General features: G+C 48.2%; 13 protein-coding genes. All 13 read right to left on the bottom strand.

Annotation, left to right across the window (positions count from 1 at the left end; genetic code table 11):
- Window positions 1-17 precede the first annotated feature (17 nt).
- Window positions 18-497: a DUF6530 family protein gene (locus D3P07_RS04650; protein ID WP_119798883.1), complete on the bottom strand. Its 480-nt coding sequence runs from the start codon at window positions 495-497 to the stop codon at window positions 18-20.
- 136 nt (window positions 498-633) lie between these two features.
- Window positions 634-993: a GIY-YIG nuclease family protein gene (locus D3P07_RS04655; RefSeq protein ID WP_119798884.1), complete on the bottom strand. Its 360-nt coding sequence runs from the start codon at window positions 991-993 to the stop codon at window positions 634-636.
- Between the two features lie 17 nt (window positions 994-1010).
- Window positions 1011-1970 (bottom strand): vWA domain-containing protein, encoded by a 960-nt coding sequence (locus D3P07_RS04660; protein WP_259391338.1) that lies wholly within the window; start codon window positions 1968-1970, stop codon window positions 1011-1013.
- A gap of 134 nt (window positions 1971-2104) precedes the next feature.
- Window positions 2105-3223 (bottom strand): AAA family ATPase, encoded by a 1119-nt coding sequence (locus D3P07_RS04665; protein WP_119798886.1) that lies wholly within the window; start codon window positions 3221-3223, stop codon window positions 2105-2107.
- Window positions 3224-3712: 489 nt separating this feature from the next.
- On the bottom strand, window positions 3713-8956 hold the full coding sequence (locus D3P07_RS04670; RefSeq protein ID WP_119798887.1) for an endo-1,4-beta-xylanase: 5244 nt from the start codon (window positions 8954-8956) through the stop codon (window positions 3713-3715).
- A gap of 146 nt (window positions 8957-9102) precedes the next feature.
- A complete protein-coding gene (locus D3P07_RS04675) occupies window positions 9103-10755 on the bottom strand; it encodes an extracellular solute-binding protein (RefSeq protein WP_119798888.1) in 1653 nt (550 codons plus the stop codon).
- A gap of 32 nt (window positions 10756-10787) precedes the next feature.
- Complete coding sequence (locus tag D3P07_RS04680) at window positions 10788-11678, bottom strand: carbohydrate ABC transporter permease (RefSeq protein ID WP_119798889.1); 891 nt, start codon at window positions 11676-11678, stop codon at window positions 10788-10790.
- 33 nt (window positions 11679-11711) lie between these two features.
- Window positions 11712-12638 (bottom strand): ABC transporter permease, encoded by a 927-nt coding sequence (locus tag D3P07_RS04685; protein ID WP_119798890.1) that lies wholly within the window; start codon window positions 12636-12638, stop codon window positions 11712-11714.
- Window positions 12635-12844, bottom strand: coding sequence for a hypothetical protein (locus D3P07_RS04690; RefSeq protein ID WP_119798891.1), 210 nt, complete (start codon window positions 12842-12844; stop codon window positions 12635-12637). The genes D3P07_RS04685 and D3P07_RS04690 overlap by 4 nt, the downstream gene beginning before the upstream one ends.
- Before the next feature lie 16 nt (window positions 12845-12860).
- On the bottom strand, window positions 12861-13856 hold the full coding sequence (locus tag D3P07_RS04695) for an N-acetylglucosamine kinase (RefSeq protein ID WP_119798892.1): 996 nt from the start codon (window positions 13854-13856) through the stop codon (window positions 12861-12863).
- Window positions 13857-13882: 26 nt separating this feature from the next.
- Window positions 13883-14878 carry a LacI family DNA-binding transcriptional regulator gene (locus tag D3P07_RS04700; RefSeq protein ID WP_259391339.1) on the bottom strand — a complete coding sequence of 332 codons (996 nt, stop codon included), beginning with the start codon at window positions 14876-14878 and terminating at the stop codon, window positions 13883-13885.
- Window positions 14879-15370: 492 nt separating this feature from the next.
- On the bottom strand, window positions 15371-15700 hold the full coding sequence (locus D3P07_RS04705) for a metal-sensitive transcriptional regulator (RefSeq protein WP_119798894.1): 330 nt from the start codon (window positions 15698-15700) through the stop codon (window positions 15371-15373).
- Window positions 15701-15882: 182 nt separating this feature from the next.
- Entirely contained in the window at window positions 15883-16128 is a 246-nt protein-coding gene (locus tag D3P07_RS04710) for a glutaredoxin family protein (protein ID WP_119798895.1), read from the bottom strand.
- Window positions 16129-16138: the final 10 nt, after the last annotated feature.

Here is a 16138-nt window from a genome sequence, read left to right on the forward strand (position 1 = left end):
TTTTACAGGGAGCTATATTAATACCCCATATCCTTTAATATCTTGGATAATGTACGCAGACGCTCGCCGATCAATTCGCCATCGTCGCTCAGCGCCTGGCTGAACAGCTTGATATCCTCATTAATTCTCTCGTTGTCTGTACAGATCGCCACGGTCATGGCATCCCCTTGCAGACCTACCCGATCGATCACCGGCTGCTGCGGATCATATAGCTGGTCGTAGCGGTAAGCCTCCCGGAAGTGCGCCAGAGAGCTGCAAATCAGAACGGACAAATCGAGCACGCGATGAAGGGGCAGCTCCTCCGATTGCCTGGACCACTTCTCTCCCGTATATCGCCATACCTTGGCCGAAATATCGACCTTTCCTCTATCGTTCCATTGGGCCAGTCCCAAGGAAAGACCCTTCGCATCCGTATTCCCGGCCATTCGGCCATCAACCTGCTCATAATTTTCGGATACAACTACAGGTTTATGCTTTAAGGTAGTAGGTATTTTCATCTTTCTCCCTCTTTCCTTGTACCAATTTACTCATTTACTAAATGACGGTTTCATCTTATCTTGGTTTTCAGTGCAAGTCAATTCATATACGGCAACACCCCGCCGATAGATCCATTGACGGGTAACGCACATACATTTAATCCTTAGGAGGCTTGTTATATCCGCTTTCCCCGTAGGGCTGCAGCTTCTCCATCCACGGCTTTAAGATTTGCTTCCGCTCCCAGCGCACATCGTCGACCTTGCTTGCGTCCTTCTGCTCCAGCACCTCATAGTCGAAGGCGTCAGAACCGAACTCTTTCCATTCCCTCTGAAGCTCTAGATTTGCAAATCTCCCCATATCCAGCTGCATCTGCAGGGTCAACCATTTGTTTTTCAGATTGGGGTAGCTGTCGAGAAAGATTTTGCCGTTTATTTTATTTTTAATTTGGATGACGCCCATATACGTCTTGATTTGCTTATAGTCTTCAAGCAGCTCTTTGCGTTTATTCATATCCATCGTTTTTCCTCCTCAAATTATAAATACCGGGCGATAATCCGGACTAGCCTTGCGGGAAACTCGCGTAAATTGGCAATATCCAGAAACTTGTCCTGCCCATATATGTCATGAATGACATCCTTGTCCTGACCGATGGCGGATGCCAGAAAGGCGACCCCTTTCCGCTCATATTCCACTATCGTCTGCTGCATGTCCCTTGCCGCATAACTGCCTGTATAATCATCCATTGCCTTGGGCTGCCCGTCGCTGATGCTGATCAACAGCTTCGTTTGCTGCGGCGCTTGTACTAATCGTTCCGCCATAATCCGAAGAGCCATGCCATCGCGGTTATTGCTTCTTGCCTGAATCCTCATCAGCCTGTATCGGTCATGGACATCCGGCTTGTCAAAGTCAGCATAGGCATAGAGAGACATTTGCTCCAGCTTGGATACATCCGCAGTGTCGCCGTAGATCACGACAGGGATCTGGCATAGCCGGCAAAATTCATAGACCGCGATGACCGCTCGCTTGGCTGCTTCCAATCTGCCAAAGGCCGACATCGATGCGGATTCATCCACTCGAAGACCAACCACCAGAGAAGGCGATTCAGACGGAGTACGTTTTTTGGCAAAATAGCGATAATCCCTATAAGCTACGCTGTCCGCTTGAAACCTGCTGCCATAGTAGCGATTCCGCTCGAACTCGGCAGACGTCTCATGCTCCAATAACGGCAATGTCTTACGGGCAATCTCCTGTACGACTGGCATAAGCTCCTGGCTTAACCGGATGTACTGTCTCTTGCTATCCTGATCGTAATCCGGGCGGTGAACAATAAGCTTCACTCTTGCATGAATGGAATCAGACACGATTTCTCTGGCGGCTTGATTGAGCTTTTTTCGAAAATCGCGCTCCCTCTGCTTCGCATCCTCTGACATCGGCTCTGGATTGGCTTCATGATATTGGGGAGCGCCATTGTCCCCGGTATCCGAGCTTGCCATATCGGTAGATTGATCAGAAAGGAGGGAAGAACTATCTTCACTATCAGCAGACTTTCTCAGCGCGATCCCCTTCTCTTCCGCTTCGCTGTCATGCTCATAATCAGCAGCGCCAATATCTCCCCATATCTTGAGCTCTATGGCCTCATCGTTGAATGTTCGTTTTTTTTTACAACATCAATGTCCTCTAAGCTTGCCATCAAGCCTTGCTTTTTCAGAGCATCCTCTAGCATTTTGATCTCTTCGGGATCCGTCGTTATTTTATAGATCACCTTATAATAAAGCGATTCTTGCGCCGAGGCACCGCCCGCGACCGCATCTGCCCAGTAGAAGAAGGAACGCATGCCCGCCACGCCTTTAATGGCATTGACCCGGGCTGTTTGGTCCAAAACGATAATGCTATCTGCCAATACGCTCAGTACGCTTTCATCTTGATAGCCCGTTTTGGACTTGGCCCGCTCCACCATCACTTCCTTGGCAGGCAGGTCCATCTTCTCCGAGTGCTGTATTCTGTCGCGCAAGGCTTCGTTCAGCGGCCTGGAGCCTGCATAGCTCCGATTGGTCGTGATAACTGCAATGAAGTCCGGATGTCTGCGTATGATTTCCGTAGGAAGATTGATACTGCCATCCAGCTCCAAAGCCGAGTTCAATGCCATCAGCACCGCAGCGTCGCGAATGACGTTGGGCTCCTGAATCTCCAGCAGGTAACCATACCGATAAGCCCTGACGATTTCCGATGGGTAAAAGCGATACTCAACGGCTTCGCCGTCTGTGTTCTCTGACGCAAGCTTAAGCAATTGCCTCATCTTTAAGGATGCTTGTTCTTGTGTAAGCTCTAAGGCGTCCATTAAAATTTTGGTTGCGCTTTGGAAGCCATCGCTTGCATAGAGTACTTGCAATACCGCTTGCTCGGCAGGCTCCAATTTCTCTAATCGATCAGATGATATCACCGGCAATATCGCACCGATAATATCCGATTTATCCATATCTGCAAAACAAGTCACTTTCGTATATGGAAGTCCGAAATTAGCGGACAATGCTTTTGCCAATTGTGTTTTGCCGGAGCCTGCGTCGCCTTCAAGCAGAATGTTGGCGATTTTCATTTCCCCGCGATGCCAATTGCGCCTCACTTCCTTGCTAATGCGCAGCTCCTCTTCGCTGACCTTATGAGACAGCGGCTTTTTCCAAATCAACCCTTGTTCCGCATCCGTCATCGGTCTTCCGGGTGACAGCTCAAATGATTCCGTTTCACTCATGATTGGTTTCCCTCCTGTCTGTCATGATGCCGAAGGAAGCAGCAAAATCGCAACCTTCTCGTTATTTTCCGATACCACAATGGATTGGTGTTCCTTTGCAGCAGGCACGTTTATCTCTCCGCTTCTTATCGATTTACTAAATTACTAATTTACTAAGTTACTGCTTAATAATATCTTGGTTTTTAGCCAGCGTCAAGCTGATTTCAACTAGCAACTTTTAGTGCCGCCCATTTCTTTATTTTCCATAACAAAAAACCTCCAGTAAATGGAGGTTTGAGGCATCTTAAGATCTGCTATCTCATGGAGAACGGCAAGTTGCCATGACAGCGGAGCACTTGGAGAGCTTGCGCTCTCTGGGCGAGAAGGCACATCAGAAATCGTCGGGAGATCCTAAAAATATTGGATATCTTCCGAACATACTGCCAGCTACTAACCAGCTTACGCCGTTACACTATGGGCATAAGCTGGTTTAATCATCCTTTTCTCTTTTTAAATCATCGATAAAATGACTTTGACTGCATCGGCCCTTGTAGCCGCATCATGAGGGGCAAAGCGATTATTCGTCTTGCCGGACACAACCTCAGTTTGATTGTTTTCTTCGGAAAGCTTCAACGCCCTGGCAACGATAACCGCCAGCTCCATTCTTGTCAAAGGATCATTCGGCCGCAAATAGCCATCCTTATATCCCGTAATCCAGCCTTGTTCAACGGCGACCGCTATGGATGCCTGCGCCCACTTGCCTACTGATGCTTGATCCGCAAACACAATGCTATTACCGCTTCCCTTTCTTGGATTATCGCTATCAACAGCTTCCTTTGTTCCCGCAACCTCACCAGCTTCAGCAGCCGCATTAGTCTTCGCAGCACCGTTTAGCGCCTGAACAAGCATATGAATAAATTCTGCGCGGCTTACGCTGCGGTCCGGTTGAAAGCTGCCGTCCTCATACCCTTGTACGAAGCCTTTTCTGACAGCCAGTTCGATCTCCTGTTTGGCCCAATGGTTATGGATATCTGTAAATTCGACTGTCAAAGCACGATCCTCCGCCAATACGGCAAAATATCCCGATTGCTCCGTATGGGCTGTCACATAACCGTCTACAAGCTGCGAGCCTTCAACCTTTTCCCAACTGCCGCTAGTTTGATTATAAAAGTAAATAGCAGCTTCCTGTCCTTCCGTTAGTCGTTTGACATCTGCCTTTATTTTAATGGCAGTCGGCTTGGCGAATGGCTTTGCTGCAAGATGCGCCAGTTCAAATACAGGCGATAGGCTGCCGCCCCTCCAATTCACCAGCAGCTGATTCGCTTCCGCCTCAGGCACCTGTCTTAGCTTCAAGCTCCAATCGGATGGCTGTGCGTTTTCGGCTATAACCGCTTCGAATCGGTCACCAAGCTTCAACTCTCCCCCTTCATTAGAGGAAAAGCTCCGCTCAGCCGACATGTCATTTGCGCCGTTGCCAACGTCAACTCCAGATTCGCCCGAATTTGGATTGGGGTTAGGCCGAACAGGCGGCGCTGGCTCCTTAAGCGACTCTGCTAAGGCATCATAGGCTGGCTTTGCCGCATAATTCTCATCAAAAATAAGTCCGTTGCCATAATCGCCATACGAATGATGAGGCTGCAGGGATGAATACCGGTCTGTAAAGCCCCACATCGATAATGCGCCAAACTTCACGCCTCCGACATTAAACTTTTTGACCATATCCGCGATGGAGCCAAAATACTCGCCTTGCTCTTGAAGCGTTTCCTCATTCACCGCTTTATGAATATTCATATCCAGCTCGGATACGCGAACCTCGATTCCCAGATGGGCAAATTTAGTTGCCGTTGTTTTAAATTCCTCCGCACTGACCGGATCCCACTCATCCGTCAAATCCTCATGCATCTGGAAGCCCACACCATGAATCGGTATGCCGCGCTGCTTCAGTCCCTTCACCATTTCGTATACAGCGTTGCTTTTTACATTGTTTTCTTCAATCCAGTATTCATTAATATAAAGCTTAGCAGCCGGATTGGCGGCATGCGCAGCGCGCAGCGCAATCTCGATATATGCCTCGCCGAGCCTGTCATACCAGATCGAAGGCCGGATAGAAGGATCGTCATTCATGCCGGCAAGCGGTTCATTAATGATGTCCCAGCTCATAATTTGCGGATAGCGGCCTACAACTGTTGCGATATGCTCCTCCAAAATCGTTTTCAGCTCGCTATCGCTGAAATTGCCCTCTGTCACCCATCTTGGCACCGCTTCGCTCCATGCCATCGTATGCCCATGAACCTTCATATTGTTCAGCTCGGCATATTCCATCAAGGCATCCATCTCGGCAAAAGCATACTGATTCCGCTGCGGATGTATAAATTGAAACTTCATGTCATTTTCCGGAGTAATCATATTGAACTCGCGGCCCAATAGTTCGGCATATTGCGGATCGCTTATTAGAGCATTAACAGAAACCGCCGTGCCAATCGATAAGTGCGGGTAATTTTGCTCCGCCAAGCTGCGCAGTGATTGCGCCTTGCTTGCGGACTTACTAAACTGCTGGTCTCTCACCTCGACGGTTGAGGACTCGTTTAGCGGCTTCACATAAATCGCTTGAATGATAAATGACTTGCCGACGGCGGCATTTGCGCCAAAGTACGCTTTTCCGCTTTCAAATACACCCGGATCATCAAGCTCGCCCACTTTAGTTCTATTGAGGTAAAATTCCAGCTTGCCCTTATTCCTCGCCAGGGAAACCATGACCTCTCCCGTCCCGGTATAGTTGAACTGGCCTGTTGCCGGATTAGAGGAATCGCCGTCATATACGCTTACGTTCAGCTTGCCATTGTAAAGCTCCATGCTGACATATCTGCCTTCTTCCCGCCACTCATCCTGAATGACCGGCAGTGCTCCATACAACTGTACGGATGCCTGCGCCTGTTGCGAGGCTAGCAGCGAAAAATCTACACTAAAGTCACCATCAACGCTCAATCGAGGTCCCTTAAGGTTAATAGGGGGATTGGCGACGGCAGGCTGTGACGGATGATTGCCAAGCGGTACGATGCCACGGCCCATTCCCTGTATAATGACTTGATTGCCGGACGCGACAGCGCCGGAAAATTGTTCCCAGTTGTGACCCTTTAGCACATTGTAACCCTCAGTCTTGCCCGAAATTTCGGCTTTATCCGAACGATTGCCCGCCAAATCTACTGCTCTTATTTCAAATTGGTAAGCCGTATTCGAAGAAAGTCCCTCCAGGAAAATCCTCGTACCAGTAGTAAGTACAGTGGTTTGTCCATACGTCACTTCGTAGCCCTTTACCGCAATATTATCGCTCGAAGCCGACCAGGTCAGAACAATGGAATCCCCTGTTGCTTCCTCGACCTGCGGCAAGCCCGGAACGGTAGGCTTCTCGGTATCGCTGCCTTCATAAACCACAACCTGATCGATAATCGTTTGATTGGCATCCGATGACCCTGGGTTGCTTAATGCAAGACCTGCAAGCACCTCATCCGCCATTGCAATTTCCCGTTCGCTAACTTTCTTCCATTCTGTGCCGTTGTCAGATATAAGGCCGATAAACAAATTGCCAGAGCGAACGACTTTCACCCACATTGGCATATCCTCATCGCTCGTGGCATCAGCTGTGCTGCCGCCTGTCTGATTGCGGTATTGGAAGCTTGCCACATTAGGCGTCATCATCATATCGACATGCTTGGCGTTCCCTTCAAGCGACTCCCTGATCATCACGCCGGCCTTCGCCCATTCGCTCACCTGATCCATACTGCGAACTCTTGCTGAAATATAACCATCGCCTTCGAGCGATTGATAGATATAGTGCAGCGAGTCGCTTTCGCCCCAGATATCCGTCTCTATGCTTTTTAATGTAAAAGCCTTCGCGATCCCATCATAGCGGGAGCTGCTCCCTTGATTCTCTCCTTCGCCGATACTGGCCGCCTGCCATGGCGGCGGGATATCATTGTCATTCGGTTCCGGATCTATCGGTCCAGGCTCCTCTCCCTCTCCGAGCACCTGCACCTCTTGGAATGTAGCCTTGTTATCCGATGTTGATCCCGGGTTGCTGACGGCAAGCCCAATATACACCTGATCGCTCATCGGTATTGTGATACTGCCGACATTCTGCCACTCTGTTCCATCCTCCGAGATAAAGCCGGCAAAACTGTCGCCCTCGCGACTCAGCTTCACCCAAAGGGGAACCTCGGCATCGGCAGTCTGATCGGCCATGCTTCCGCGAGCATGCTCCCTATACTGAAACGTAGCGCCATTGTCAGGCGTAATCATCATATCGGCATGCTTCGCTTCGCGGTCAAGCGACTCCCTGATCATGACGCCCGCTTTTGCCCATTCGCTCATCTGCTCCATAGATGCAACCTGGGCGATAACCGTAGCATCGCCTTCGATTTGCCGATAAACGTAATTCAACGTGTCCATATTGCCCCAAATGTCAGAAGAAAGACTGCTGATTTCATACTGTCCCGATGTCTCATCATACTCGGCCGATCCCGGCTTCAAGCCGATATTTCTGGCTTTCCAGCCATCAGGCAGCTCCGCTTCATAATCCTCCTGGGTCGGCGGCTCCCAGCCCGCTTCCGGCCACTGCCTTCTTTCGTTGATTTTGGCTAGCTCCTCCTCAGGCCAAGTATTGTAGGCAAAGAAGGACAAGCGTTGTACATTCGGGTAGTTTTCCCGAATCCCTTGGTATACCTGCTGATACTCGTCATCGGTCCAATCATTGTCCAGCGTGGCAATGATATCTACCTCCTCGCCGCTAACCCGATCCGCCGTATCCTTTAATATGCCGTACTCATCGCTGTATACCCAATCCGCCGCAAAGCCCCAATCATCGAAATAAGCCATTGGCGCGATAAAGTCGATATGGGCTTTGAACTTCTCCGCATCTTGTCCCACTTCCACAAATTCAGGCGGCAGGATATATACGCCAAGCTTCATATCCGGTTTAGTCGAGCTGGTAATGTCATTGCGAATATCCCCCACATAATTGCCAATCTGCTCCGTTCTCCATTCGTTCCATTCCTCACGCTGAGCGGAAGCTTCATCAAAATCAATGGTTAAAGGGGAATAGCCAAATTCCGCCTCAAACTTCCCTATCGTATAATCGCTAACATCCATGTTGTAGTCATCAAATCGTATCCAATCCAGCACAACGCCATCTATATCATAATTTTCGATTACCTCATGAATAATCGAACGCTCATACGCCTGCACTTCATGGTGGATCGGATTGATGAAATATTCGGAACCGTTCGAGCCGGTGAACGGAACCTGCGTTCCGTCTACCCACGCATGCATTTGCCAATCCGGATGCGCCATAAATGCCGCCTGATCATGGAACTGCGGAATCCAGGCGTGCACCTTGATCCCTTTGCTATGAGCGGCATCAATAACATGTTGCAGCGCGTCAAAGCTTTCGTAGCCCGCAGCTACCGGCGCAATGGAGCTGTCGTAAAACACTTGTCCTGACGGAACCTCGTCATCTTCATCCTGCTTTACATTCATGCTGATCACGGTAACGTTATATTGATCTGCCATGTCTACGAATGCCTGGACATCCGCATCATTTTTAAACTGATTGACGGTTCTCACAATTAGCTCCGTCTCAAAGGGCGCGTTCTCAGTCTCCTCAGCCTGCGCCGCGCTTGCGCCGCCCAGTCCAAGCGATGTAACGACCATGCTGAACACCAGCAGAAGAGACAATCTTGCTCTTACCTTTGCCAACATAATAGATACCTCCGTCTATCGTTTTTTTTGCAAAAAAATATACATCTGTCGCGTACTTTACCTCCATAAGTCTACAGTCTTATTCTCTCGTTGTAAGCTGTATAACCCGATAAGCAAAGCACGCGCACAAATGTATGAGCGAATTCTTAATGTCCCCTATTGATTTTCTCTACGTTCGCCTGCCATTTCTCTGTTCTGAACTCAAGCAGCTTGGCAAGGCCCGCTTTTTCAGAATCTTTTTTGGCCTGCTCCATGACGGCTTTTACCTCATCTTCCGTTTTGGCAAGAACCATCTTCGCAAAAGACACGGTATAAATGTCATGAACATTTTGCGAGATCACGCCAATCTCGGAATCCGGCAGCGGCTCGGTATTAACGAACTCTGTTATGTCTTTGGAAGTCGCCCAAGTAACGGTGGATTGTGCGATCGTCTCCCATGATTGCTGCGACTTCGAAAGCGACGACTCCAGGCTCATTTTCGCTGTGTCGATAAAGCTGGTGTTGCCCGCCCAGTTGAAATCCTCGAAGGTTCTCATTTTTTCCGTGCGCTCGTTAGCATCGACATTCGTGTAGGTTTCATTCGGAATGGGCGATCCGTCTTCATTCTCTTCATCCCAGTACAAGCCCTTTGGCCCAAAGAACAGCACCTTCTGGCCTTCTGGCCCCGTAATCCAATCATAGTAAGCAAAGATCGCTTCCGGATCCTTCGCCTCGGTTGTAATGACGTTGACATTCCAGCCCAGGCTTTCAAAGCCGCTGACAAAAACGTTATCCTTATTCAACCCGGCCTTGCGAATCGGCCAAATAATTTCATAGCCGCTATCCGGATTGGAGGCTGTCAGCGCGCGGTGTCCTTCCGCGCCATACGTTGTAATATTGGACTCGATCATCACCGCGACGCGGCTTGTATTTACTTTTTCCTTCACTGCATCCTGCGTCTGCTGCAGGGCATCCTGCGTAATCAGTCTCTCTCTAAACAGCTTGTTGATATAAAGCATCAGCTCTTCAAAAGCGCTATCCTCATAAATCGATACAAGCCGGTTTCCATCCGGGTAGCCCAATAAACCAATATTTTTGCTTGTAGAATCCTCTTTGAATCCGCCGTACATCACTTCCAGCCCTGCGCCTTTCTCGCCAACCTCGAGCGGCACCACATTCGGATATTTATCTCTTACCTGGATCAGATAAGCGTAGAGATCATCGAAGGTTTCCAAGGCCGGTCTGCCCAGCTCATTATAAATATCTTTATTGACCATCCATCCGCCGTTGCCGAATGTTCCTGAAGTATACCAGTTCGGAATTTGATAGATTTTCCCGTCATCCGAGCGAAGAAGATTCAACGTAGATTCCTTCACATATTTTTTGAAATTCGGATATTTATCATAATAGTCATCAAGCGCAACCAGCTTGCCGGCCTTCATCAGGCGCTCTACCACAGCCCCCCGGTCTGTGAAAATAACATCCGGCAAATCATTGCCGACAATCATGGTGTTCAGCTTTTCTTCTGCGGCACCGCCTGATTGTATAGGCTCAACTGTAACTTTGCGGTTATCCTGAATCCACTTTGTAGCTTCATTCTCACCCCATGGAGCTGTTGTCAGCCAATCATAGTGCCCATAGAAAGAGAAGGTCACCGGCTTAATACCGTCCACGCCACTCTCTTCATTTCCCTCTCCAGTTGCATTCGAGCTGCTTGGACCCGGGCTGTTCGTCCCGCCCTCGCCCGCATTGGAGCAAGCGGCAAGAAGAATAAGCAATGCCAGGCTCGCAAGCGAAAGCCATCTCCACCTTATGTTCATCTTTTCCCCTACTTTCTTTTTTTATATTGAAACTACTCCTTCATCGACCCGATCAATACCCCTTTTACAAAATACTTTTGTAAAAACGGATAGGTCAAAATAATAGGAATAGTAGCAACCATCATCGTCGCCATCGTGAGCGATTTCGTCGTAACCGTCCGATTGCGGTTCATATGCTCCTGCGCGATTGCATTGGCTGATGACATCTCCGTCATAATATTGGAGTTCATAATTTGCCTTAGCAGGGTTTGAATCGGCAGCAGTTCATCCTTCGACACATAGATGGCTCCGGTAAACCAGTCATTCCAATGCCCGACAGCTGTGAACAGCGAGATTGTCGCCAGCACCGGACCGGAGATCGGCACTACGATGCGGAAAAAGATGCCGTAATTGCTGCAGCCGTCTATCTTCGCCGACTCCTCCAGACCATCGGGAAGCGCGGAGAAGAAGGTGCGGATCACGATCATATGATAGACGCTGATCAAGCCTGGAATAATATAAACCCATAACGTATTAATCATTCCAAGCGAGCGTACCAGCATGAACGTCGGAATCAATCCGCCGCTGAAAAACATCGTTGCAATAAAGAAAACCATATACTGCTTGCGCATCAGAAGCGCTTTTTTCGACATGCCGTAAGCGAGCAGCGCCGTCAAAGAAACCGACAATACCGTTCCGCTTACCGTTCTAATAATAGATATCCAAAAGGAATTAATCAGCCTGTGATCTCCAAATACAATGCCATAATTCTCGAGCGTAAAAGCTCTTGGCCAAAACGTTACTCCGCCCAGCGAGGTATCGCTTCCCAGGTTGAACGAAATAACGAGCGAGTTCCAAAAAGGATACAGCATCACGATCCCGAGCAAAGCCAGTACCGTATAGATAAAGCGCTGCAGGATTTTATCACCGAGACTAAGCCTCATCTTCATCACCCCAACTATGTCGTCGAATATCGCTTACCACAAGCTCACGCCCGCTCTTCTTGCCAATCTGTTCGCTACAATGAGTAAAGTGACGCTGATTACAGCTTTAAACAATCCGACGGCAGTCGCATAAGAGAAGCGCGATTTCAAAATGCCTACGCGATATACATAGGTGTCAATGACATCGGAGTAATCCCGCAATATCGGATTGGTAGCCAGCAGCAGGATATCCTCAAAGCCCGCACTCAATATATTGCCGATCGCAAGGATCATAAATATGATAATGACCGGCGCGATGCTGGGCAGCGTGATCAAATAGATTTGCTTAAATCGGCTCGCCCCGTCGATGGAAGCGGCTTCATAAAGGGTAGGATCTACGCCGGCTATCGCGGCAAGATAAACAATGCTCGCAAAGCCAATCTCCTTCCATACATTCACGCTCACTAATATCGTCCAAAAGTACTCAGGTATCGCCAAAAAGTTTATGGGATGCTCTATAAGATCAAGCTTTTGAAGTAAAATGTTGATTGTTCCGTTATCAACAGAGAGGAGCGAGAATACGAAACCGGACACAATCACCCAAGATAGAAAATAAGGCAAGTAGCTTACCGTTTGAATAATCCTCTTAAATGCCATATGTCGAACTTCATTAAGCATAAGCGCCAGCAGGATCGGCGCCGGGAAAGAGATGACGAGCTTAAAGAGACTAATCGCGATCGTATTGCGCATAATGTTCAGAAACTCCGGCGCCTGAAAGAACATCCGGAAGTTTGCGAGGCCAGCCCACTCGCTTTTCCAAATCCCCGCGAAAATATCGTATTTCTGAAAAGCCATCAGCACACCGTACATCGGGATATAGCTAAAGATAAAAATAAAGATAACGCCCGGAATAACCATAGACTGCAAATCCCATTGCTTCCAAAACTGTTTCAGAAAGCTCGGCTTAGGGGCTGCCTTCATAGGCTCTCATCCTCCTTCTCTGCAGAAGCAGATTCTCTAAGCTGGCTGTCTTCTATGTAGCAGGGACTTAAATGTAAAGATGGAACCGCTTGCAACAATTCCACGCCATGTTGGCTCCATGATTCAAAAAGCACATGCCTTGCCTGATCGCCTTGCAGATCATCGGTCAACTCCTGCAGCTCGCTTTTCACATGGTTGTTACCCATAAACTGGACCATCCTTTCATTGAATATTTTGAATATTGCGAATATTATTTATCTGCGTCCGCATCATCTGGTTCATCAGCCCCCGGGTCATCTGCAATCCACCGTGTTCCATGGCCAGAATAACCGCCCCGATGACCGGTTCGTTTTTCAAAACCGTTAAGGTGCAGTTCGGCGCCGCCTGCTTCACCTTCCGCTCGATCGCCGAGCGAATAATGCCGGCTTGATCGCCTTTCGTCAGCAGACTGCCTGCAAGTACAAGGTCGAATGCTTCCCCGCTCATATCCAAATGTCGAATCGTTGCGGCTGCGGCAAGCCCTAATTCCTCACCCTGCTTGATCAACAGCCTGATCGCTGTTTCATCTCCTTCTTCAGCAGCCTGAAACAATAGTCGCGCTACGTCGACCGGCAGATGCCTGTCATGATCCAAATAATCATCCCGAAGCTCCGCGACGCTGGCGTAACCCAGCAGGTTGATCAGCTTATCCGTCAACTCTGTCTTCGTTTCCCTGCCTTCGTAAGCCCTGACTACACTGCGGAACACTTCAACGCTCAGGTCATAGCCGCCGCCGAAGTCGCCGAATTGATAGCCGAAGCCGCCGCATTGATATAGCTCGCCAGCTCGGTTTGTACCCGAGCAATTGACCCCTGATCCGCATATAATCACAATCCCAAAGGGATTTTCCGTTCCTGCCCTCATCGCAATCATCGTATCACCGGATATCTCGCTCCGTGGAAGGTTTAGACCGGCAATCATCGGGCGAAGGATGCGAAAATCGCTTTCACGATCGGCGCCTGCTAGTCCAAACCAGGCAAACTCGATTTGATCTTCTGTTAATCCCGCTTCTTCCAACGCCCCCGTCACTGCTTCCTTCAAGCTTATTTCCGTCTGCCGCCGGTCCGTTTGGTGATTGCCGTTCCCTCCTTTCCCCATTCCGGCTATTTCGCCATTCTCATTTGCAATCACTGCATAGGTTTTACTTCCACCTGCATCGACTCCCAAATAATATTTCACAGGCTGACTCACTCCTAAACATTCATTTATGGTTGCTTCAAATAAGCTGTAGATTCTCGTACCAATAGCTGTGGACTAAGCTTCGTCACCGTCGGTGCTTCCATTTGCCCATTGATTTGTTCAAGCAGCAAATCCACGCCTATGCTGCCCATCTGCGCTTCCGGCTGCCGCACCGTCGTCAATCTCGGGAAAAACTCAGACGCCAGCTTCTGATCATCAAAGCCTACTACCGATACATCATGCGGTACCATAATGCCCTCTTCTCGCAGCGCGTGAATGACACCAAGCGCTATAAAGTCATCCCCTGCGAAGATAGCCGTAGGCAGCGTATCCTCTCTAATCCACTTTTTGGCTGCATCATAGCCGCTGCTTACTGTAAAACCGCTATATTCAATGGCAAAAGGAGTTAACGCGGCATCAGCTAATGCCTGCACATATCCTCTCTTTCTCTCTGTTACGCTCAAAAAAATCGTCGGCCCTCCTATATGCGCTATTTTCGTATGCCCAAGGTCAATCAAATGTCTGGTCGCATCGTACCCCCCTTGGAAGTTATCCACCAGCACGCTGGAAACGTCATCATGCTCATATTGATTATCTAGCAGAATAAACGGAATTTTCTTCTTCTTCAGCTCGGCTACATACTGTTCCTCTTCAATTGGCGACAGCAATATGATCCCATCCACACGATCTCTCTGAAACAAGAAATTGTTGGTTTCTCCTTCACCTTCATGTTCCGAAATAGACAGTGTTAGAAAATATCCCTGATCTGCCAGCTTTCGATTTGCAGCTTTAATCACGCGATCATAGAAGGAATCATTCAAATTCGTAATCGACATCCCGATAATGCCAGTCTTGCCGCGGACCAGGCTTTGCGCCGCTGAGTTAGGCTGATAATTCAGCTCTTCCATCGCTTTCAGCACCTTCTGCCTGTTCACCTCGCGGACTGTCGGCGAATTATTGATGACCCGCGATACGGTTACTATAGATAACCCGGATTTTTTTACTACATCATGTATGTTCATTTGGACCTCTTTCTCCTTTAAATCATTTAGCATTTACGTTTAAGTTTAAACGTTAAAATTCCAACGTAATGCTAGCACCCATCTCGATGGTTGTCAATTTGGAGCTGCCCATCGGTATCGTTTGTGCCAACCCTGTCTTCTTGTTTCATTGGAATCAAAATAGCCGAAAAGCCTAGCATGATCTCCACACGTTGCTATTTTAAACTCCATAGTAGCGTTTTACCCACCCAAAAGTATAAAGGTTTAAACTTTTAACTTAAAAAAATTTATATTAAACAATAAGACTATACATACTTGCTACTATTTCGCCCTTCAAAGTTTAAAGGTTTAAACTATAGGTACATATTACCACCACACCTTCTATCCGTCAATATGATTATTTTGGGAAGCACGAACAACACGAGCATCGCAAACGCTGAGCGGAAGCATGCCGTAAAATGGCTGCCTAAAACAAAAAAGGTGGAGAATCGATGTGATCCCTCCGCCTTTCTGTTATTTAATTAGCTTATTTACGGTAGTCATCAGTTCATCCAATACTTCACGATCGCCTTCTTGAATCCGATCAATGACACAACTTTTTAAATGGTGCTCCAACAGCTGTTTACCGAGTCCATTCAAAGCGGATTGTATCGAAGCGATCTGATGCAGCACGTCATCACAATACGTGTCTTTCTCGATCAGTCCCTTAACCCCGCGCACTTGCCCTTCGATACGATTCAGTCGATGAATCAAACTAATCTTTGTTTTTTCGGAATGATGACTTTTCCGCTCTGTAGAAGATGTATGGTCGATTGAGGTGGCCTCATGTGTCGTTTTTTCCATTTGAATCAACTCCCTCTTATTTAGATTAACATCGCCCACCCCCTATGTAAAGAGAGGTTCAGACGTCCCCTATTAACCACTCAACAAGCCAGCTTAATAGTAAGTTTGTTAGGTGCGAAAAAGCAGCTCAGTTTAAGCGTGAGCTGCTTTTTCGGTGAACGGCATATATACGGAAAGCCGCCTTACGCTTTATTCAATAATTCGCTTATTTCACTGAGATTCTCCGCGAAGCCAACGAACACCTTATCGCCAATCACAATCGTCGGCACAATTTGTTTGCCAGTCAAGTTCCAGACTTCTTCTGGATACCTTGGATCTTCTGCGCAGTTAAGGTCTGTATAGGGGATCTCATTCTCTGTGAAATACCGTTTGGCATAACTGCAGTCACTACAGGTCGGGATCGTATAGATTTTAACTGTTTGTTCCATGATCGATATA

The organism is Paenibacillus sp. 1011MAR3C5 (genome assembly GCF_003591485.1).
Lineage (GTDB): Bacteria > Bacillota > Bacilli > Paenibacillales > Paenibacillaceae > Pristimantibacillus.